General features: G+C 70.7%; 23 protein-coding genes. 1 reads left to right on the forward strand and 22 read right to left on the reverse strand.

The features are described from left to right. Nucleotides 1-5 precede the first annotated feature (5 nt). From T398_RS06800 to hisD, 8 genes are all read right to left on the reverse strand, one after another. Entirely contained in the window at nt 6-455 is a 450-nt protein-coding gene (locus T398_RS06800) for a MarR family winged helix-turn-helix transcriptional regulator (protein WP_496445506.1), read from the reverse strand. 299 nt (nt 456-754) lie between these two features. Beyond that, the gene (priA, locus tag T398_RS06805) at nt 755-1,480 is read right to left on the reverse strand and encodes a bifunctional 1-(5-phosphoribosyl)-5-((5-phosphoribosylamino)methylideneamino)imidazole-4-carboxamide isomerase/phosphoribosylanthranilate isomerase PriA (protein ID WP_496445507.1); all 726 of its coding nucleotides are present in this window, start codon (nt 1,478-1,480) and stop codon (nt 755-757) included. A 16-nt stretch (nt 1,481-1,496) separates the two neighbouring features. After that, a complete protein-coding gene (locus T398_RS06810; RefSeq protein WP_496445508.1) occupies nt 1,497-1,820 on the reverse strand; it encodes a hypothetical protein in 324 nt (107 codons plus the stop codon). After that, complete coding sequence (gene hisH / locus T398_RS06815) at nt 1,817-2,482, reverse strand: imidazole glycerol phosphate synthase subunit HisH (RefSeq protein WP_496445509.1); 666 nt, start codon at nt 2,480-2,482, stop codon at nt 1,817-1,819. Before hisH ends, T398_RS06810 begins: the two co-directional genes overlap by 4 nt. Further along, nucleotides 2,479-2,652 (reverse strand): CG2302 family histidine operon protein, encoded by a 174-nt coding sequence (locus T398_RS06820; protein WP_180198603.1) that lies wholly within the window; start codon nt 2,650-2,652, stop codon nt 2,479-2,481. The genes hisH and T398_RS06820 overlap by 4 nt, the downstream gene beginning before the upstream one ends. Nucleotides 2,653-2,683: 31 nt before the next feature. Then, a complete protein-coding gene (gene hisB, locus T398_RS06825; RefSeq protein ID WP_496445510.1) occupies nt 2,684-3,295 on the reverse strand; it encodes an imidazoleglycerol-phosphate dehydratase HisB in 612 nt (203 codons plus the stop codon). Beyond that, a complete protein-coding gene (locus tag T398_RS06830) occupies nt 3,292-4,368 on the reverse strand; it encodes a histidinol-phosphate transaminase (protein ID WP_496445511.1) in 1,077 nt (358 codons plus the stop codon). Before T398_RS06830 ends, hisB begins: the two co-directional genes overlap by 4 nt. Then, a complete protein-coding gene (hisD, locus tag T398_RS06835) occupies nt 4,365-5,687 on the reverse strand; it encodes a histidinol dehydrogenase (protein ID WP_496445512.1) in 1,323 nt (440 codons plus the stop codon). Before hisD ends, T398_RS06830 begins: the two co-directional genes overlap by 4 nt. A gap of 107 nt (nt 5,688-5,794) precedes the next feature. Here hisD and T398_RS06840 point away from each other — a divergent pair, with 107 nt between their 5' ends. Continuing rightward, nucleotides 5,795-6,493 (forward strand): LON peptidase substrate-binding domain-containing protein, encoded by a 699-nt coding sequence (locus T398_RS06840; protein ID WP_496445513.1) that lies wholly within the window; start codon nt 5,795-5,797, stop codon nt 6,491-6,493. Here the strand turns inward: T398_RS06840 and T398_RS06845 are convergent. The 14 genes from T398_RS06845 to T398_RS06910 form a co-directional block, all read right to left on the reverse strand. After that, nucleotides 6,408-7,235 carry a DUF2567 domain-containing protein gene (locus T398_RS06845; RefSeq protein ID WP_496445514.1) on the reverse strand — a complete coding sequence of 276 codons (828 nt, stop codon included), beginning with the start codon at nt 7,233-7,235 and terminating at the stop codon, nt 6,408-6,410. The genes T398_RS06840 and T398_RS06845 overlap by 86 nt on opposite strands. A gap of 56 nt (nt 7,236-7,291) precedes the next feature. Then, the gene (locus T398_RS06850) at nt 7,292-8,899 is read right to left on the reverse strand and encodes a MinD/ParA family ATP-binding protein (protein WP_496445515.1); all 1,608 of its coding nucleotides are present in this window, start codon (nt 8,897-8,899) and stop codon (nt 7,292-7,294) included. A 44-nt stretch (nt 8,900-8,943) separates the two neighbouring features. After that, the gene (locus tag T398_RS06855; protein ID WP_496445516.1) at nt 8,944-10,155 is read right to left on the reverse strand and encodes a hypothetical protein; all 1,212 of its coding nucleotides are present in this window, start codon (nt 10,153-10,155) and stop codon (nt 8,944-8,946) included. A gap of 48 nt (nt 10,156-10,203) precedes the next feature. Further along, on the reverse strand, nt 10,204-11,148 hold the full coding sequence (locus tag T398_RS06860) for an RluA family pseudouridine synthase (RefSeq protein WP_496445517.1): 945 nt from the start codon (nt 11,146-11,148) through the stop codon (nt 10,204-10,206). After that, on the reverse strand, nt 11,145-11,846 hold the full coding sequence (lspA, locus tag T398_RS06865) for a signal peptidase II (RefSeq protein ID WP_496445518.1): 702 nt from the start codon (nt 11,844-11,846) through the stop codon (nt 11,145-11,147). Before lspA ends, T398_RS06860 begins: the two co-directional genes overlap by 4 nt. A gap of 63 nt (nt 11,847-11,909) precedes the next feature. Continuing rightward, complete coding sequence (locus T398_RS06870; protein WP_496445519.1) at nt 11,910-12,329, reverse strand: TraR/DksA family transcriptional regulator; 420 nt, start codon at nt 12,327-12,329, stop codon at nt 11,910-11,912. 538 nt (nt 12,330-12,867) lie between these two features. Then, on the reverse strand, nt 12,868-13,200 hold the full coding sequence (locus T398_RS06875) for a DUF167 domain-containing protein (protein ID WP_496445520.1): 333 nt from the start codon (nt 13,198-13,200) through the stop codon (nt 12,868-12,870). Then, entirely contained in the window at nt 13,175-13,729 is a 555-nt protein-coding gene (locus T398_RS06880; protein ID WP_496445650.1) for a hypothetical protein, read from the reverse strand. The genes T398_RS06875 and T398_RS06880 overlap by 26 nt, the downstream gene beginning before the upstream one ends. Before the next feature lie 112 nt (nt 13,730-13,841). Continuing rightward, nucleotides 13,842-14,654 carry a DivIVA domain-containing protein gene (locus tag T398_RS06885; protein ID WP_496445521.1) on the reverse strand — a complete coding sequence of 271 codons (813 nt, stop codon included), beginning with the start codon at nt 14,652-14,654 and terminating at the stop codon, nt 13,842-13,844. 41 nt (nt 14,655-14,695) lie between these two features. After that, the gene (locus tag T398_RS06890; RefSeq protein WP_496445522.1) at nt 14,696-15,004 is read right to left on the reverse strand and encodes a YggT family protein; all 309 of its coding nucleotides are present in this window, start codon (nt 15,002-15,004) and stop codon (nt 14,696-14,698) included. Nucleotides 15,005-15,034: 30 nt separating this feature from the next. Continuing rightward, nucleotides 15,035-15,715, reverse strand: coding sequence for a cell division protein SepF (locus tag T398_RS06895; RefSeq protein ID WP_496445523.1), 681 nt, complete (start codon nt 15,713-15,715; stop codon nt 15,035-15,037). A 186-nt stretch (nt 15,716-15,901) separates the two neighbouring features. Further along, entirely contained in the window at nt 15,902-16,648 is a 747-nt protein-coding gene (locus T398_RS06900) for a YggS family pyridoxal phosphate-dependent enzyme (RefSeq protein WP_496445524.1), read from the reverse strand. A 9-nt stretch (nt 16,649-16,657) separates the two neighbouring features. Next, a complete protein-coding gene (gene ftsZ / locus T398_RS06905; protein WP_018216362.1) occupies nt 16,658-17,773 on the reverse strand; it encodes a cell division protein FtsZ in 1,116 nt (371 codons plus the stop codon). A 227-nt stretch (nt 17,774-18,000) separates the two neighbouring features. After that, nucleotides 18,001-18,783 (reverse strand): cell division protein FtsQ/DivIB, encoded by a 783-nt coding sequence (locus T398_RS06910; RefSeq protein ID WP_496445651.1) that lies wholly within the window; start codon nt 18,781-18,783, stop codon nt 18,001-18,003.

Consider the following 18,783-nt stretch of genomic DNA (forward strand, 5'->3'; position numbering starts at 1 on the left):
GATTGCTACTGCTCCTTGTGTTGGTGGATCGTGCTGGTGATCCGAGTGAGGGTGTCGCGCAGGACGACGAGATCGTCCGCGCTGAGCCCGGTCGCCTGGGCCAGCTGGCGGGGAACGTCTGCCATGCGCCCGCGCAGGGCCCACCCCGCCGGGGTCAGCTCCACCGCCACCCGGCGCTCGTCGGCAGTCGACCGCCGCCGGACCACCAGGCCCGCTGCCTCCAGCCGCTTGAGCAGTGGGGAGAGCGTTCCGGAGTCCAGCTGCAGCCGGGCGCCGAGGCCGGAGACCGTCGGCGGCTGCTCCTGTTCGCCCTCCCAGAGCACCAGCAGCACGAGATACTGCGGATAGGTCAGCCCGAACTCGGCGAGGATGGGCCGGTAGACATCGACCATGGCGCGCGATGCGGTGTAGAGCGCGAAGCACACCTGCCGCCGAAGCACCAGATCATCGGTCACCGGAAAAGCATAGCCCGCAGTTTAGTTGTGCACAACTAAACTGCGGGCTACCCACCCTCCTGGCTCCGCAACCACCGGCACGAGGGTCAACACACCAGGCCGCCGGGCCAACGAAGCCGACGGCCGGCGGCCGGCGACGCGACGGGGCGGGGCGGGGCGGGGCGGGGCGCGGCGGGGCGGGGCGGGGCGGGGCGCGGCGGGGCGGGGCGGGGCGCGGCAGGGCGGGGCGGGGCGCGGCAGGGCGAGGCGGGGCGGGGCGCGGCGGGGCGGGGCGGGGCGGGGCGGGGCGCCGGATGAGATCAGGCGTCGGCCAGTGTCCGCAACGCCTCGGCCACCGTGAAGGCACCCGCATAGAGCGCCTTACCGGCGATGACCCCCTCCACCCCGACCGACTCCAGGGCGGCCAACGCCCGCAGATCGGCCAGGGTCGAGACACCACCGGACGCGATCACCGGAGCGCTGGTGCGGGCGCAGACCTCCCGAAGCAGCTCCAGGTTCGGCCCACGCATCGTGCCGTCCTTGGTGATGTCGGTGACCACGTACCGGGACGCGCCGACCCGGTCCAGCCGCGCCAGCACCTCCCACAAGTCACCGCCGTCCCGGGTCCAGCCCCGGGCGGAGAGGGTCCGCCCACGCACGTCGAGGCCGATCGCCACCCGGTCGCCGTACTCGCCGCAGATCCGATCGCACCACTCGGGATCCTCCAGCGCGGCGGTGCCGATATTGACCCGAGCGGCCCCGGTCGCCAGCGCGGCCCGCAACGACGCGTCGTCCCGGACTCCGCCGGAGAGCTCCACCCGCACATCCAGGCGACGCACCACCTCGGCGAGCAGCTCCGCGTTGGAGCCCCGCCCGAAGGCCGCGTCCAGGTCAACCAGGTGAATCCACTCCGCCCCGTCCCGCTGCCAGGCCAACGCGGCGTCGAAGGGATCACCGTAGCTGGTCTCGCTACCGGTGGCGCCCTGCACCAACCGGACCGCTTGCCCGTCGGCGACATCGACGGCGGGCAACAGGGTGAGGCTCACAGCACATCTCCTCGAATCAGGAACGACGGTCCAGGGCGATCACCACGATCGCCGGCAGTACGAGCAGCAGGAGCGCGACCAGTCCGAACCGCAACGCAAGATCATCTACTAGGGTCCAGATCATCAGGATCACGGCCACCGTTGACAGCACGATCGCGGCGCGCTCACCCCTAGTTCGCCGGGGCAGCCGGCCGATCCGCCCCCGGCGTACCGTCGGGGTCAGCCGACGAAGCAGCGCCCGCCGCCGGGTTTGCCGGGCGAACTGCCGCTGCCGCACCGCCCGCCGCTGCGCTGCCTCCGCCTCCCGAACAGCCCGCCGCCGCGCCCGCTCCTTGCTCACCGACGCCCCCCAGCAGCATGTCCGTTCGACGGCTGGAGGCTCGACGAAAGCGTGCTCAACCAGTTGCGCAGCAGCGCGGCACCAGCATCCGCGGACTTCTCCGGATGGAACTGGACGGCGCTGAGTGGACCCCGCTCCACGGCCGCCACGAACTCCGCCCCGTGGTGGGCGGTGGTCACGGCGACACCAGCAGCGGCCAGCCCGGCTGCCCCGTCCGCCGCGTATGAGTGCACGAAGTAGAACCGACTCTCGGCCAGGCCGGCGAAGAGCACCGAATCGGCCGGCGGCGCGACCGTGTTCCAGCCCATGTGCGGCAGCCGCGCAGCGGGGAGTTGACCCACCTCCCCGGGCAGTAGCCCAAGACCGTTGGTCACCACACCGTGCTCGGCACCGCGCTCGAAGAGCACCTGCATGCCAACGCAGATACCGAGTACCGGGCGGCCGGCGGCGACCCGCTCGACAATCACCGGACCGGCGCCCAGCTCCGCTATTCCCGCCATGCAGGCGGCGAAAGCCCCGACACCGGGGACCACCAGGCCGTCCGCATCAGCAGCGGCGGCCAGGTCCGCGGTCACCGTCACCTCCGCGCCGGCCGCCGCGAGGGCACGCTCCGCGGAACGGAGATTGCCCGACCCGTAGTCCAGCACCACGACCCTGCTCACGAACCCTCCCCCGGCAGCAACCACAGGCCCCCGGCGACCGCCGCCAACATGGCCAGCGCCGCGGTGGTGAGCACCACACCACGCGGCGCCCCCTGCCGGTGCAACGAGACCACCCCGCCGACCAGCACCCCGGCCAGAATCAGCAACAGGGTTGGTAGCACCCCACCCATCAGCGCCACCCTCCACTCACGACCACGGTCCTCACAGTTTCCCCTTCGTGCTGGGCACCACGCCGGCAGTCCGCGGGTCCACGGCCGTCGCCTCACGCAACGCCCGGGACACCGCCTTGAACTGGGCCTCCACCACGTGGTGGGCGTCCGGGTGTCCGCCCGGCCGGGCCGCCCGCAGCACGTCGACGTGCAGCGTGACCCGGGCCGACTGACCGAAGGACTCCCAGATGTGCCGGGTCATGCTGGTCGGGTAGACCGGGCCGATGTACGGGGCGAGCGACGGCTCGTCATGCACGACGTACGGCCGACCCGAGAGGTCAACAGCGGCCCGGACCAACACCTCGTCCATCGGGACGGTAGCCGAGCCGTACCGCCGGATGCCGGCCCGGTCCCCCAGCGCGCGATCAACCGCGACGCCCAGCGCCAACGCGGTGTCCTCCATCGTGTGGTGCGCGTCGATGTGAAGGTCGCCGACGGTGTGCACGGTGAGATCAAACCCGCCGTGCCGGGCGACCTGGTGCAGCATGTGGTCATAGAAGCCGATACCGGTCTCGATGTCGGCCTTGCCACTACCGTCGAGGTCGATCTCGACGAGGACCTTGGTTTCCTGGGTGACCCGCTCGACCCGGGCGGTGCGACTCATGACGAAAGCTTCTCCACAGCGATCAGGAAGGCATCGGTCTCGGCGGGGGTGCCGGCGGTGACCCGCAACCAGCCCGGCAGGCCGACATCGCGAACCAGCACCCCGGCGTCGAGCAGGACCTGCCATGCGGCCCGCTGGTCCCCGCCGACCTCGAACAGCACAAAGTTGGCGTCGCTGTCGGCGACCCGGTGACCGCGGGCCCGGAGCTCGGTCACGATCCGGTCCCGCTGCACCCTGATCGCCGAGACGGTGCTCAGCAACTCGTCGCGATGCGCCAGGGCGGCCCGCGCCGCCGCCTGGGTCAGCGCCGACAGGTGGTAGGGCAGCCGGACGAGTTGCACGGCCGCCACCACCGCCGGGTCGGCGGCCAGGTAGCCCAGCCGGCCGCCGGCGAACCCGAACGCCTTGCTCATGGTGCGGGTCACCACCAGCCGGGGATGGTCGCCCAACAGCGACAGGGCGCTGACCGAGCCGGCCCGGGCGAACTCCGCGTACGCCTCGTCGACCACCACCATTCCCGGCGCCTCGGCCAGCACCGCCGTGACCACGGCCAGGTCCAGGACGGTGCCGGTGGGATTGTTCGGCGAGCAGAGAAAGACCACGTCCGGGCGGTGCTCACGGACCTGCGCCACCGCCTCGGCGACGGTCAACCCAAAGTCAACGCCGCGCCGGGCCGGCGCCCACCGGGTGCCGGTGCCGAGCGCCAGCAGCGGATGCATCGAATATGCCGGCAGGAAACCGAGCGCGGTCCGTCCCGGCCCGCCGAAGACCTGGAGCAGCTGCTGGTGGACCTCGTTGGAACCGTTGGCCGCCCAGATATGATCCAGGTTGAACCCGGCGCCCAGGTACGCCGCCAAGTCGCCACGGAGCGCCACCGCGTCCCGGTCCGGGTACCGGTTGAGGTCCCGCAGCTCGGCGGCGATCGCCCGGCCGATCGTCTCGGCCACCGCATCCGGCACCGGGTACGAATTCTCGTTCGTGTTCAGCCGAACCGACGCATCCAGTTGCGGCGCCCCGTACGGGACCAGCCCCCGTAGGTCCGCCCGGATCGGCAGATCGTCCAGGCTGGTCACGACGCTCCCTCCGGCAGCCGGGCGGTGACCGCCTGGCCGTGTGCCGGCAGGTTTTCGGCCGTCGCCAGGGCGACCACGTGCGGCGCCACGTCCCGCAGCGCGTCCTGCGTGTACTCCACCAGGTGGACACCGCGCAGAAAGGACTGCACCGACAGGCCCGACGAGTGCCGGGCACAGCCCCCGGTCGGCAACACATGGTTGGAGCCGGCGCAGTAGTCGCCGAGCGACACCGGCGACCAGGCCCCGACGAAGATCGCTCCGGCGTTGCGCACCCGCAGCGCCCACTCGCGGGCATTCTCGGTCTGGACCTCCAGGTGCTCGGCCGCGTAGGCGTCCACCACCCGCAGCCCGGCCACCAGGTCCGCAACGAGGACGACACCGCTCTGTTCTCCGGTGAGCGCGGTGCTCACCCGCTCGGTGTGCCGGGTCACCGGTACCTGTCGGGCCAACTCCCGGTCCACCGCGTCGGCCAGCTCCACCGACGGGGTGACCAGCACACTCGCCGCAAGCGGGTCGTGCTCGGCCTGGCTGATCAGGTCGGCGGCCACATGCACCGGATCAGCGGTGTGGTCGGCCAGGATCGCGATCTCGGTGGGACCGGCCTCGGCGTCGATCCCGACCACGCCCCGCAGCAACCGCTTAGCGGCGGTGACCCAGATGTTGCCCGGGCCGGTGATCAGATCAACCGGCGGACAGCAGGCGGTGCCGTCCGGGTCAACCGCACTGCCGTACGCGAGCATCGCCACCGCCTGCGCGCCGCCAACGGCGTACACCTCGGTCACCCCCAGCAGGGCGCAGGCGGCGAGTACCCGCAGGTCGGGCAACCCGCCGTTGTCCTTCTGCGGTGGACTGGCAACAACCAGCGAACGCACCCCGGCCTCCTGCGCGGGCACCACGTTCATGACCACTGTTGACGGGTACATCGCCAGGCCACCGGGCACGTAGAGCCCGACCCGGTCAACCGGCACCCAGCGCTCGGTGACCGCGCCACCCGGTACGACCTGCGTGGTGTGGTCGCTGCGACGCTGGGCGGCGTGCACCCGGCGGGCCCGGTTGATCGACTCCAACAACGCGGCGCGAACCTGCGGGTCGAGCGTGCCCTCAGCCTCGGCTATCGCCTCCGCCGGGACCCGCAGCACCTCCGGCGATACCCCGTCGAACCGCTCGCTCGCCGCCCGGATCGCCGAGTAGCCATGCTCCCGCACCGCCGCCACGAGCGGACGGATCTGCTCGACCGCCGCGGAGACATCGAGCCGGGCACGGGGCAGCAGGCGGCGCGGGTCACGAACCCCGCCACGTAGGTCGATCCGGTGCAACACCCCTGCGAGTCTAGGCGGCTCCGGTCCGGGCCGACCGGCGCCGCCCACACGACGAGACAATGAGCCGAGACACACCCTCCGGAGCCGGATCGGGCTACCCTCGACCCGTGACTGCGCGGCTGCCGGTGTTCCCGCTCGGGACCGTTCTCTTCCCCGGTCTGGTGCTGTCGCTACACATCTTCGAAGATCGATACCGCGCACTGGTGCGCCACCTACTCACCCTGCCGGAGCAACCCCCACGCGAGTTCGGCGTGGTGGCGATCCGGACCGGTTGGGAGGTCGCTCCCACCGCGCCGGACGGTCGTCCGCCGCCCGAGGACGACGTCACGCTGCACGAGGTGGGCTGCACCGCCGAGCTGCGCCAGGTGACCGAGCTGCCGGACGGTGGCTACGACATCGTCACCGTGGGTCGGCAGCGGTTCCGGATAGACAGCGTCAACCGGGCCAGCGCGCCCTACCTGACTGCCGAAGTCGAGTGGTTGCCCGAGCCGGACCCCCCGGACCAGGCCGGGGAGCTGTCCGCCCGGGTGACCGCGGTCTTCCGGCAGTACCTGGGCCTGATCCGTGCCGATCCGGAGGATGCCTCGGAGCAGCTCCCGGAGGATCCGACCGTCCTGTCGCACCTGGTCGCCGCGACGGCCGCACTGACCCTCGCCGACCGACAGCGGCTACTCGCCATCGACGACACCGCCGACCGCCTCCGCGCCGAGCTGCGACTACTCACCCGCGAGGCGGCTCTGCTGCGCCAGGTCCGGGCGGTTCCGGTGCCGCTGAAGGAGTTGGCGTCTCCGCCGACGCCCAACTGACGCCCGGCCCGGTCGACCAGTCGGGTGCCGGCTCCGGGTGCAACGACGGCCAACGGGACCAGCCCGCCAGCAGGGTGTAACCGACCGCCGCGCCAAACGCGGGCAGCAGCACATTGCCGTACGGCACCGGCAGTGGACCCCACCACCCCACGCCCCCGGCCCGCAGTTGCGCGGGTTGGCCGAAGGTCTGCCCCTCCGCGGCGGTCGCCAACAGGTGCTCGAAGGTGGCCAGCCCCACCTGTTGGCCGACCTGCCAGGCGACCAGCGCCGCGCCCAGCGACCCAAGCACGGCGGCAGCCAGTGCGATCGGGCCCCGGTAACGACGCAGCAGGAACCAGAGGCCGACCGCGACCAAAACACCGAAGCCGAGACCGAGCAGGCTGAACCAGCCGTCGGCAGCGATCGGCTGCTCCGGCTGCGACTCGCCGTAGACAGCGCCCGACTCGGTCTGCAGCACCGGGGTGTCGGGGGCCAGCGTGGCCCAGAGTAACCCCAGCGGGACCCCGAGGATCATCACCCCGAATGCTCCCGCCGCCGCCCACCCGAGCTGCGGCCGGAGCCGTTGCCGCGGCGCCGCGGCAACGGACGGCGCCTCGTACCAGGTCAATGAGGCGGGCGTTACCGGCCCGATGGCCGAAGCACGATCTGGGTACGGCGACGTGCGGCCACCGCCCAGCGACTCGGCGTACGGCGGTACAGCCCCGGAACTGGGCCGGTCGGGGTCGGGGGTGTCCGCGCTCACCCGGTGATCCTCTCAGGAGTGGCGGCGCCATGGGGCGCCGGTGGACGACACGCCACTCAGCGGGCGAATGGCTCCAGCATCACCGCGGCGGCGCTCAACCACGCCTCCCGGGTCGCCGGCTGGAGCTGGTGGTACTCGATTGACGAGCCGGACTCCAGGATCGGGTCATATGGCACCACCGTCACCGCCCGGGTCCGGGTGGCGAAGTGTCGTTCCAGGTCGGCCCGGAGCTCACTGTGCCCTGGGGTCGGGCACGAGATCAGCGTCACCGCGTTGTCAGCCAACTCCCCCATGCCCACCTCGTGTAGCAGGTCGAGCATCCAGTCCGCGCTGAACGCGGCATCTTCCCGCGGCACCGTGGTGACCACAAGTTGGTCGGCGGCCTGCATGACGGTACGCCAGTTGGGGCTCTCCACGTTATTGCCGGTGTCCACGCAGATCACGTCGTGGGTGCGGCGAAGCAGCCCCAGCACCCGTCGGACGGTGAACTGGTCCAGCCGTTGGGCGAACCGAGGACTCTCCTCGCCCGCCAGCACATCGTACGAGCCGTCTGAGGCGTGCCGGAGATAGTCGTCGAGCTGCTCCAGCAGCTCCGGGCCATCCTTGATCTCGATGTGCGCAAGGTCGCTGATCAGGTGCCGGATGGTACGGGCGTGCCGGGCACTGCCCGCACGCAGCCCGAGCGTTCCCCGTAGCTCGTTGTCGTCCCAGGCCAGCACGCCCCGGCCGCGCACGCTGCCGACGGTGGCTGCGGCCAGCACGGTCGCAGTGGTTTTGTGCACGCCACCCTTGGGATTCGCGAACGCCAGCACTCGGGGGCCGCCGAGTTCCCCCCGGAGTACGTTTGCCGCGCGCTCCGATCCACTCGGCGCTGACGGCGGCCGCCACTCCAGCCGAGCGTAGCCCCGGCCTTCCGCGGGCTGGTGCGCCGGCGCGGACCGATACGCCGGCTCAGGTCGATACGCCGGCTCAGGTCGATACGCCGGCTCAGACCGATATGCGGGCTCAGACCGATATGTGGGCTCAGACCGATATGTGGGCTCAGGTCGATACGCCGGCTCAGGTCGATATGCGGGCTCAGGTCGATACGCCGGCTCAGGTCGATACGCCGGCTCAGACCGGTAATCGTTGCCCGACCGATTCCCGGGATCAGCCTGGGGTGCCGGCTCAGTCCGATAGCCGTTCTCTGTCGGCGGCGCATGCCGGTAGCCATTGTCCAGCAGGGCATAACGGGACGGCGCCGGCGGTGCCTCCGGTTCGGAGTAGCGGGGCTGCGGAGCCGGCGCCGATGGGACCCGGTAACCCGGATCAGCCCCATACGCCGGCTCGGCCCGGTACGCCGGCTCGGCCCGGTGCCCCGCGTCCCGCGGATCAGCCCCGTCGTAGGTTCGCGACTCCGCATACGACACCTCGGCGGGCGGCAAACCGGCGCCTGGCACGTGCGACCCGACTGCCGGCACGTGGGCCGCGTAGCCGCTGCCGTCGGCCCGTCGGGGCAATGGCTCCGCCTGGGCCGCCGCCCCAGGCCGGTCCGGCCCGGCCGGCTCAGCCGCGCGGCTACCGAGCCGCGCCCGGTCGAGCAACGCCCGCCACCGCGGTGCCGGTTCGGCCGACTGACCCCAGCCGGTCTCGCTGCCCTCCACGGCTCGCCCTCCCAGCTCCATGCTGCTGCCCCGACTGACAGGCTACGAACGAAAGCCTATTAGGGCTATACCGATCCGCCTGTCACCGGGCCGACCTCAGCTTCCGAAACCGGCTCGGAGGCACCGCTGCCGACCTCGTTCGCCAAGGTGGCCGGCGTGGGTGGCGCCCCGGACGCAAGGTCGGGGGTCGGTGAAACTGGTGGTGACTTCTTCGCCTCTGGGGCTGAGCCGGGAACTGGTTCCTCGGTCGGCGTCGGTGAGCTAGGGGTGACCGGGTCGGGGCTCGGGGTGGGGACCGGATCCGGGACCACCGGGGTGGGGACCGGATCCGGGACCACCGGGGTGGGGGACACCGGCGTGGGAGGGGCGACCGGATCCGGGACGGCTGGGTCGGGAGCAACCGGATCGGAAACCGCTGGATCCGGGACCACCGGGTCAGGACTAGCCGGGTCGGGGGCGGTCAGATCGGAGTCCGCAAGGGGGTGCGCCACCGCGTCCTGCTCTGGCAAGGGCGGGGTGAAAACAGTGCGGTCCAGCCGACGCACCTCCGGCGCGGGATCAACGACCCGCACATCCGGCTGGGACGCCACGTGGCGCAACTCGACCGGCTCCGCACGAACCACCGCCGCGTAGACACACGCGCACCCGCCACGGTATGCCGTCGCCTCGGCCTCCGCCATCTGCGCTGCACTGAGGTACAACTCGCGCCGTTCGCGCTGCTCCGGTTTCCCCGCAGTGACCGCAGCGGCCCGGGACCGATAGTCGCCCGCCTCCCGTTCCTTGCGGGCCGCCAGGTCAGCTATGGCGGTGATCACCTCTTCCGGCAGGCCCGGCACGTCGATCCGGACAACCTCCGTCTGCCGCTCAGGTAGCGGCACCCGGCCGATGACTGCGGCGACCCGCACGTCACTGAAGACGTTGGCGGCCTGATCCGGCGTCAGATACGCCGACAGCGAGACCAGCGCGAAGGTGCTGTTCTCCGGGGACAGGGCTGCCGCCGGCAGCGCTGCCAGGTCGTCCGTGGCATCCTGCAGATAGCCAGGAATTGACTCCCCGGCGGCCACCCCGACCCGGGTCACCTTGTCCGCAGTAGGGGAACCAGCCGGCGGAGCGCCGGTGCCCCACACCGCGGTGACCGTCACCGCAAGACAGGAAAGCAGCACAGCCCCGAGGAGGAGCCTGGGTTGGGCAGAACCCTGGGCCAGCCGGTTAGCCGCGCCCACGAGGTGGGGTAACAGCCGCTGGTCCAGCTGGCGCAGCAGGTCACCGGAGCGCACGGACGGAGACCCCCTCGTCGCGTTGGATCGGCCAGGTCATGGCCGCGCTCAGTCCCGCAGGATTCCCAGAGCGCGGTCCAGATCGTCAGGGTAGTCGCTGACGAAGCAGACCTCCGCCCCTGTTCGAGGATGGCGGAAGCGCAACTCCCGGGCGTGTAGCCACTGCCGATCCAGGCCGAGCCGCTTGGCGAGGGTCGGATCAGCTCCGTAAGTGAGGTCGCCCACACAGGGGTGGCGCAGCGTCGAGAAATGCACTCGGATCTGGTGGGTACGGCCCGTCTCCAGCCGTACGTCCACCAGACTGGCCGCCGGAAACGCCTCAAGGGTGTCGTAGTGGGTGATGCTGGGCTTACCGCCCGAGACCACCGCCCAGCGGTAGTCGTGGTGTGGGTGCCGATCAATCGGAGCGTCGATGGTGCCCCGCAACGGATCGAGGTGCCCCTGCGCCACGGCGTGGTAACGCTTCTCCACCTCGCGGTATTTGAACGCGCGTTTCAGGAAGGTGTAGGCCTGCTCGCTCTTGGCCACCACCATGATCCCGGTCGTGCCGACGTCGAGCCGGTGCACCACTCCCTGCCGCTCGGCCGCACCGCTGGTGGCGATCCGGTGACCGATCGCGGCAAGCCCACCGATCACCGTCGGTCCGGTCCAACCGGGACTGGGGTGAGCAGCCACGCCGACCGGCTTGTCCACCACCACGATGTCGTCGTCGGCATACACGACGCCCAGGCCGGACACCGCCTGCGGCACCACGGCCGGCGGAGCTGCCGGCGCCGGCAGCGTCACCTCCAGCCAGGAGCCGGCCCGAATCTTGTAGGAATTAGCCCGCACCGTGCCATCGACCAGTGCGGCGCCCGCGTCAACCAGGGCCGCCGCGGTCGTCCGGGAGAGCCCGAAGAGCCGCGCCACGGCCTGGTCGAGGCGGAGTCCGTCGAGCCCATCCGGGACTGGCAGCGATCGTTGGTCGCCGCTGGCCGCGTACGCCGCCGTCATGCTCCCTCCCGCGGCACGGTGGGGGTCACCTGTCGTCCGTCCCGGCCGAGCCGGCTGCCGTCACGCTGGCGGCCGGTCAATTCCAGGAACACCGCGAGGAAGACGCCGCAAACCAGGGCGCTATCGGCCACGTTGAACACCGGAAACGCCCGGCCGTACGGCTCCAGGACACTGATCATGTCGACCACGTGACCGACGAACCAGCCCGGAGCACGGAAGATTCGGTCCATCAGGTTTCCGAGTGCCCCGCCAAGCACCAGCCCCAACGACACCGCCCAGGGCAGGGAGCGCAGGCGCAGCGCCGCCCAGAGGATCCAGCCGATCACGAGGATGGTGATCAGTGAGAAGATCCAGGTGTGGTCGGCGCCGATGCTCCACGCCGCGCCGCTGTTGCGGGTGAGGCTGAGATATACCAGGCCGCCCAGGAGCTTGACCGGCTCCTGGCCCTCCAGTGCCTGAAGTGCCAGATGCTTGGTCCCGAAGTCGAGCGCCAACACGGTGAGGCCGATGCCGAACAGGACCGACGCGGCGCGGCGCCGGTTCGGTGCACCATCGACGGTGCCGTGCGGCTCGACGGTGCCGTGCGGCCCATCCGCCTCGACGGCGCCGTCCGGCCCGGGGGCCCGCGGGCCCTCGGCGGGCCCGGTTGACCCGGTCGCCTCGGCACGGCCGGATCCCGGGGTCGGTCCTGCGGTCATCTACTCCCCATCGAAGCTCGAGGTGGCGGGCGCCACCTCACCGGGCTACTGGAGAGCGAGGTCTCAGCGCCGCTCCGCCAGCTGCTTACAGGCCACGCAGAGGGTCGCCGACGGAAAGGCCGCCAGCCGCTCCACCGGGATCGGGGCGCCGCACCGTTCGCACCAGCCGTAGCCACCCTCATCGAGCCGCTCCAGTGCCCGCTCGACCTGCGTGATCCGTTCCAGGATGCTGTTCGCGAGGGAAATCTCCTGCTCCCGCTCGAACGTCTTGGTGCCGGTGTCGGCCTGGTCATCCCCGGCCGAGTCGGTCAGCCGGTCGCGCTGCAGCTCGGTGATCTCACTCAACGTCTGATCATACTCGGCACGTAGCTCGTCCCGCCGTGCCGCCAGGGCTGCTCGGATCTTCTCGGTCTCCGCGGCGCTGCGGGTGGACTTGGTCGCCGGCTTACGGCCGGCGGTCCTCGTGTCGGCTGGCTTCGCCATCGTCGCTCCCTTAGCCGCGGAGCCGCGGAGGGCCGCGGCACCTGGACAGAGGCCGCCGCCTTCGGCGCCCCCAGGTACAAAACGGGCGCGCGGCGACGTGGCCACGCACTCCGGAGGTTCGCAAGGATACGGAACGTACAGGCATCGGACAATGTGGCGCACCGACACCCTGACGCTCACCCCGAATTTACACATCTCGGGTAAAAAGAACGCTAGCAGACTGATCGCTCCGGCCCTCGCCGTAATCGCCAAACCCGCACGCCCACCCGCCGCTGCCAGATAACGGGCCGCAACCACTGCTGCACCTCGGTCCGCCGCCGCGGAAGTGTCCCGCCGCGTCGGACGCCGGAAGAGCAGGCTGCTGCCGGCCCGGGCGGACGCACCCAACCAGCAGCACCCGCGGCCCAGCCCAGCAGGCATGGGCCGGGCAGGGTGATGGCGCAGAAAACGAAGCCGCGGCAAGTAGCCGGGGGCCGGGAGCCGGGAGCCGGGGAAGTCCCAGCGGGCCGGGACATGGGCGCGTGGTGGCCGGCCCAGCCTATCCGTCGCGGAGCTGGCGCAGCACCTGGGTGATCTCGGCGCTGACCCCACCGACATAAAAGATCTTGTTTCGGCTGGCCGCCCCAGCGCCCAGCAAGACCGCTCCCCGCCGGACACCGAGCGCCTCGGCGAGGGCACGGCGCGCCGCCTCGGTGGCCCGCCCGTCCACCGGGGGCGCCGTCACCGCGATGATCAGAGCAGGGCCATATGGGCCCAGGTAGCGACCCCCTACTCGGGACCGAGACGATCCCGGCTTGATCCGGACCGCGACAGTCAACGAGTCACCGCCTTGGGTGGCTGGCGCCTCAGGCACCGGTACCGGCACCGCCACTGGCGATCCGCCCTTCCGCCGTCAACAGGGCGGCTACCGGGGCGCAGTGGGCACAAGGGGTAAAGCCGAGGTCCATCGCCTCGGCGACGGGAAGCGGCTCGGGCTCGCCGAGTAGCTCCGCACAGTCGGCCAGGTGGTAGCGGGGGTGGGCGTCAACCACCCACACCTGCCGGTCGATTCGGGCCAGCCGCGCTGCCTCCGCCGGGGAAACCGCTGCCGGAGTTGGCTCGCCGTCCGCAACCGGTGCGGGGACTACGACCGGCGGCCCGGGTGGTTGCCGCCACCCGGTGCCGCCATGGTCGATCGGCGGGGGAACATGCTGGCCGGGAAGCATGCGGCCGCCCGACTCCCGGTCAGTACTCCCGCTGCCCTGATCCGCCTCGGACGGGGTCTGCTCCGCCGCTGCCCGGGCGGCGGCTGCCTGGCGGGCGCCCATGACGAGCGCGACGGCAGCCAGCAGGCTGGCCACGATGGAGACGACCAGCAGGCTGCTGGATCCGTCAGCGAGGCCCGCCACCAGCAGCACCACCGCAGCGAGAATGAGCAGGATACTGGCGACTATCAAAGCCCACCCCCGCATCTCGTTCCGATTCTGCGCGAGACCGGGCAACCGTCAGTGCGACGACCGCCGGCCGGAATGGTCAGCGACCGGCTTCCAATGCGCCAGAGCGACCGCCGCCGTAGGAGCCAGCGAGACCGGCTGCGGCGAGTCCGTTGCCGCCACCGGCGCGGCCCCCACCATCGGTCCGGTCAATCTCGACATCCGGGCCCTGCCCACGGCTGTCAAGGTCACGCAGCTGACTCTCGAGGTACGCCTTGAGACGGGTGCGATACTCGCGCTCAAACTGCTTGAGCCCCTCGATGTGCTCCTGCAACGCGGTGCGCTTGGTGTCCAGGCCACCCATGGCCTCCTGGTGCCGCTGACGGGCGTCCCGCTCTAGGGCGTCGGCCTTGGCCCGCGCCTCGAGGGTGACCTCCTCGGCCTTGGACCGAGCCTCGGAGAGCACCTGGTCGGCTTCGCGGCGGGCGTCGGTGACGTGCTCGTCGGCGGTCCGCTGGGCCATCATCAGCACCCGGAGCGCCTGCTGCTCGCCGTCGCCGCCGGCTGGCACGGCACCGGCGCCACGGACCTGCTCCAGCTCCGCCTGCATCGCGCGGGCGGCCTGCTCGGCTCCGGCCTTGTCCCGCTGGACCCGGTCGAGCTGCGCCTTCACGTCGTTGAGCTCGGCGGCGAGCCGGGCGTCACCACCGGGGCCGACCGGACCGGCGGGGCCACCGCCGCGGCCACCGCGCTCCACCTGAGCGCGCAGCTCGTTGTTCTCCTCGATCAGACGGGCCAGCTCACGCTCGACCTCGTCCAGGAAGGCATCGACCTCCTCCTCGTCGTACCCCCGCTTGCCGATCGGCGGCTTTTTGAAGGCGACGTTGTGGACGTCGGCCGGGGTCAGCGGCATCGAAACTCCTCGGGTCAGTTGCGGCCGCGAAAGCGCATCGGTCATCCAGCAGTGCTGTAGATCGACGGCCCTAACACGAACTCCATCAGCACGAACAGGATAACCAGGAGCACAAGGGAGGCCAGGTCGATGCTCACGGTACCAATTCGCAGCGGAGGGATCACACGCCTCAACGTGTGGAGCGGGGGATCAGTGACGCTCCACACGGTTTCCAGCCCTGCCGAAGCCCCACGCCCTGGTTGCCACCGCCGGCCGTACTGAAGCACCGCACTCAACACAAACCGGGACAACAGGATGAGAAGAAAGACAAACAAGACCAGATATAGAACCTGGAGCAGGATTGACAACACGGCTGGCGACGTCCCTTGCACTCGGGCTGATCAACTGAGGCTGAAGAAACCGCCCTCAGCGATCTTGGCTTTGTCCTCCGCGGTGACCTGGACATTGGCCGGCGAAAGCAGGAACACCCGATTGGTCACGCGCTCGAACCCACCGCGCAGCCCGAACGCGAGCCCAGCGGCGAAGTCAACCAGTCGCCGCGCATCCGCCTCGTCCATCTCCGTCAGGTTGATGATAACCGGGACCCCGTCTCGGAAGTGCTCGCCGATGGTCCGCGCCTCCCGGTAGGTGGTCGGGTGCAGCGTGGTGATCTGGTAGCGCTGCTCCTCCTCCACCGAAACCCGCTCCCGAACCGACGCCTGCGGAGCCAGGGCCAGGTTGTCGCGGGTGTGGTAGGTCAGGGCACCAGACGACTCGGGGACGGGCCGAGTGATCGACCGGACACTGGAGCGCTCGACCCGCTCCGGCTGCTCGCCCTCCTCGTCCTGGTCCGCATCGCCAGCCCGCGCCGCAGCCCGTTCCAAACGCCCCCGGTCGCCAAGCCGCGAACGGGGCGGAGCGGCCTCCTCATCGTCGTCGTCTCCGAAGTCCTCGGAGTATCGACTCGGCCGATACCGCGACTCGCGGTAGTCACCCTTGTCGTAGCCACCGTCGTCGTAAGCCCGCTCGTCGTCCTCCTCGACCAGACCGAGCCAGACCCCCGCCTTGCGCAGCGCACCCATCCCGCGCCCTTCCCGTCCGCCCCGCGGCACGCACCCCGTGCCGTGTCACCTGCCGCAGGTGGGTCAAATCTGCTCGCCGGATCGGCATCCCCCTGGGCGCGCGTTTCGCGCCGCGCACCACAACCCGACGAGTGGAATGCCACTCCTACCAAACAACACCGATGTAATTTGCTCCTGTCGGCCAGGCTACCGCAGCGTGGGGCGCATTCCGAGTAACGCGCTGCCCACCCGGACATGTGTCGCGCCGTGCCGGATCGCCGACTCCAGATCCCCACTCATGCCGGCCGACACCAACGTCGCCTGCGGATGCTGGTCCCGGAACCCGGCCGCCACCTCCGCCAACCGGGCAAACGCCCGGTCCGGTTCCCAGCCCAGCGGCGCCACCGCCATCAACCCGCCAAGCCGCAGCCCGTCCGCACCCGCCACCACCTCGGCCACCGGATCGAGCCCCGCGTCCGGGTCGGCGGAGCCAGGCAACGCACCACCGCGACCCAGCGCCCCGTCAATGCTTACCTGAAGGAGGACCTCCAACGGTCGTTCCCGCTCGGCCACCGAAGCCCGATCCAGCGCCCGTGCCAACCGGACGCTGTCGACCGACTGCACCACGTCGGCGTACCGGACCACCGATTTCGCCTTGTTCCGCTGCAGCTGACCGACGAAGTGCCACCGGGGCGCCACCCCCGCCGCGGCCACCTCGGCCGCCTTCGCTGCGGCTTCCTGGTCCCGGTTCTCCCCGACCTCGGTGACCCCGAGCCCCACCAGGGCGACGACGTCACTCGCCGGGTACGTCTTGGTCACTGCGATCATGGTCACCGCCCCGGGGTCCCGACCGGCCGCCGCACAGGCGTCGGCGATCCGGGTACGGACTCGGGCAAGGCCAGCTGCGAGATCGACGCTCCGGTTGGTGGGCGCCGCGGCGGGGGTGTTGGTCATCGGCAGGACTCAGGAACCGTTCTTGAGGAAGTCGGGAACATCGACGTCGTCGAAGAGAACCCGACGCGGCGACTGCTGCGGGGCGGGGGTGGTTGGCGGCGCCGGCGCCGCGGGCGTCGCCGGTGCCGGCTGATTCTGGTTCGTCTTGCGGGCCGGCTCGGCCGCCTTGTATGCGGGCGCGCCTCCGTCGAAGCCCGCGGCGATGACGGTGACCCGCACCTCGTCGCCGAGAGCGTCGTCGATCACCGCACCGAAGATGATGTTGGCTTCCGGGTGGGCCGCGTCGGTTACCAGTTGCGCCGCATCGTTGATCTCGAACAGCCCCAGATCAGAACCGCCAGCGATCGAGAGCAGCACGCCCCGAGCACCGTCCATGCTCTGCTCCAGCAACGGACTGGAGATGGCCGCCTCGGCCGCCTCCACCGCCCGGTTCTCGCCCCGGGCGCTACCGATTCCCATCAGCGCGCTGCCGGCACCGCTCATCACGCTCTTGACGTCGGCGAAGTCCAGATTGATCAGACCGGGAGTGGTGATCAGGTCGGTGATCCCCTGGACACCGGAGAGGAGCACCTGGTCCGCGGTGCGGAAGGCGTCCATCATGGAGATGTTCCGATCACCGAGCGCAAGGAGCCGGTCGTTCGGGATCACGATCAGCGTGTCGCACTGGTTCCGCAACTCGTCAATGCCGGCCTCTGCCTGCACCTGGCGGCGCTTACCCTCGAACGAGAACGGCCGGGTGACCACGCCGATTGTCAGCGCGCCGAGCTTGCGGGCGATATTCGCCACCACCGGAGCGCCGCCGGTGCCGGTGCCACCGCCCTCACCGCAGGTCACGAAGACCATGTCGGCGCCCTTCAGGACTTCCTCAATCTCGTCGCGATGGTCCTCGGCCGCGTTCTTACCGACATCTGGGTTGGCACCAGCACCCAGACCACGGGTCAGTTCCCGCCCCACGTCGAGCTTGACGTCGGCGTCACTCATCAGCAGTGCCTGCGCATCGGTGTTGATCGCGATGAACTCGACGCCCTTGAGCCCAACCTCGATCATTCGGTTGACGGCGTTCACGCCGCCGCCACCGATACCGACGACCTTGATGACCGCCAGGTAGTTGTGCGGAGGTGTCATCTGAAGGTCCTTTCCCCCTCGAGATTGGCATGGGCCGCGCCACTCGGCTTGCCCAGGATCAACGGTTGACGACGCGGCCATCACCAGGGGCTCGGGTGTAAACCCTCACCCTCTACTAGAGGGTTACATTTATGTCAACCACTGATCCTCTTCGGGGCAACGTAAGCGCCTCCGCCCAATGTGCCAAGCAACCCGGCGGCGTGTCGCCCCAGCGGGCAGATCACACATCATCGGACGGTCACCACGTCCGGTGCGCTGACATCGATCGTGGCCGCCGCCCCGTTCAGCAACGCGGTGGCAACTCGCGCCTTGTCTGCCCCCCGGGTCGCGTCCCCCCACACCACCCGCCGCTCATCGCGCAAGTGGAGCGTGAGTCGGGCCAGCCCCTCCACCGTGACGTCCACGAGCTCACCCCGCAGCTGCGGGGTGAGCTCGGCGAGCACCGCCAGGGCGGCCTGGGTCTCCGGATCGGCCGGGCCCGGCGTCGCCAGCCGAATCACCGGTAAGCCGTCGGGAGGAGCCGACAGCCGACGGAAGACGACCCCAGCAGCATCCACCACGAGAAACTGGCCCTGCTGCGGCACCACCGCCGCACCGGTCCGCTCGGTTAGCCGGACCACAAGGACATCCGGCCAGTTCCGCGTCACGTCAACCCGCTCCACTGCCGGCAGGCCACCGATGCGCTCCGCGGTGGCCGCAAGGTCCACCCGGGCCAGCGGCGTGCCGTCGGGCACACCGGCGACAGCACGCACCTCGACCGCGGTCACCAACTCGGCCCCCTCCACCCGCACCTCACGCACCCCGAACAGGCCGGTGCCGACCAGCACCCAGCCGATCAGCCCCGCCAGCGCCAGCCCGCCAGCCATGAACGCCCAGGGCAGGACCGCTCGCATTCGGCGCCGCCGGGCCCGGGCCATGAACCGTCGGGTCGAGGCGGGCACCGCGTCCCGACCGGCCCGAACCAGCTGCCAGCGGCGGGCCGGCCCCCGGCGGCCGACGCCCCCCTCCAC

The organism is Salinispora goodfellowii, assembly GCF_059570675.1.

Excerpts from the sequence above, each read along its gene's own strand:
- T398_RS06870 (WP_496445519.1), bottom strand. The coding sequence starts at position 12,329 with ATGGCGAAGCCAGCCGACACGAGGACCGCCGGCCGTAAGCCGGCGACC.
- T398_RS06850 (WP_496445515.1), bottom strand. The coding sequence starts at position 8,899 with ATGGAGCTGGGAGGGCGAGCCGTGGAGGGCAGCGAGACCGGCTGGGGT.
- T398_RS06885 (WP_496445521.1), bottom strand. The coding sequence starts at position 14,654 with ATGCCGCTGACCCCGGCCGACGTCCACAACGTCGCCTTCAAAAAGCCG.
- T398_RS06895 (WP_496445523.1), bottom strand. The coding sequence starts at position 15,715 with ATGGGTGCGCTGCGCAAGGCGGGGGTCTGGCTCGGTCTGGTCGAGGAG.
- T398_RS06820 (WP_180198603.1), bottom strand. The coding sequence starts at position 2,652 with ATGGGTGGGGTGCTACCAACCCTGTTGCTGATTCTGGCCGGGGTGCTG.
- ftsZ (WP_018216362.1), bottom strand. The coding sequence starts at position 17,773 with ATGACACCTCCGCACAACTACCTGGCGGTCATCAAGGTCGTCGGTATC.
- hisB (WP_496445510.1), bottom strand. The coding sequence starts at position 3,295 with ATGAGTCGCACCGCCCGGGTCGAGCGGGTCACCCAGGAAACCAAGGTC.
- lspA (WP_496445518.1), bottom strand. The coding sequence starts at position 11,846 with ATGACCGCAGGACCGACCCCGGGATCCGGCCGTGCCGAGGCGACCGGG.
- T398_RS06900 (WP_496445524.1), bottom strand. The coding sequence starts at position 16,648 with ATGACCAACACCCCCGCCGCGGCGCCCACCAACCGGAGCGTCGATCTC.
- T398_RS06860 (WP_496445517.1), bottom strand. The coding sequence starts at position 11,148 with ATGACGGCGGCGTACGCGGCCAGCGGCGACCAACGATCGCTGCCAGTC.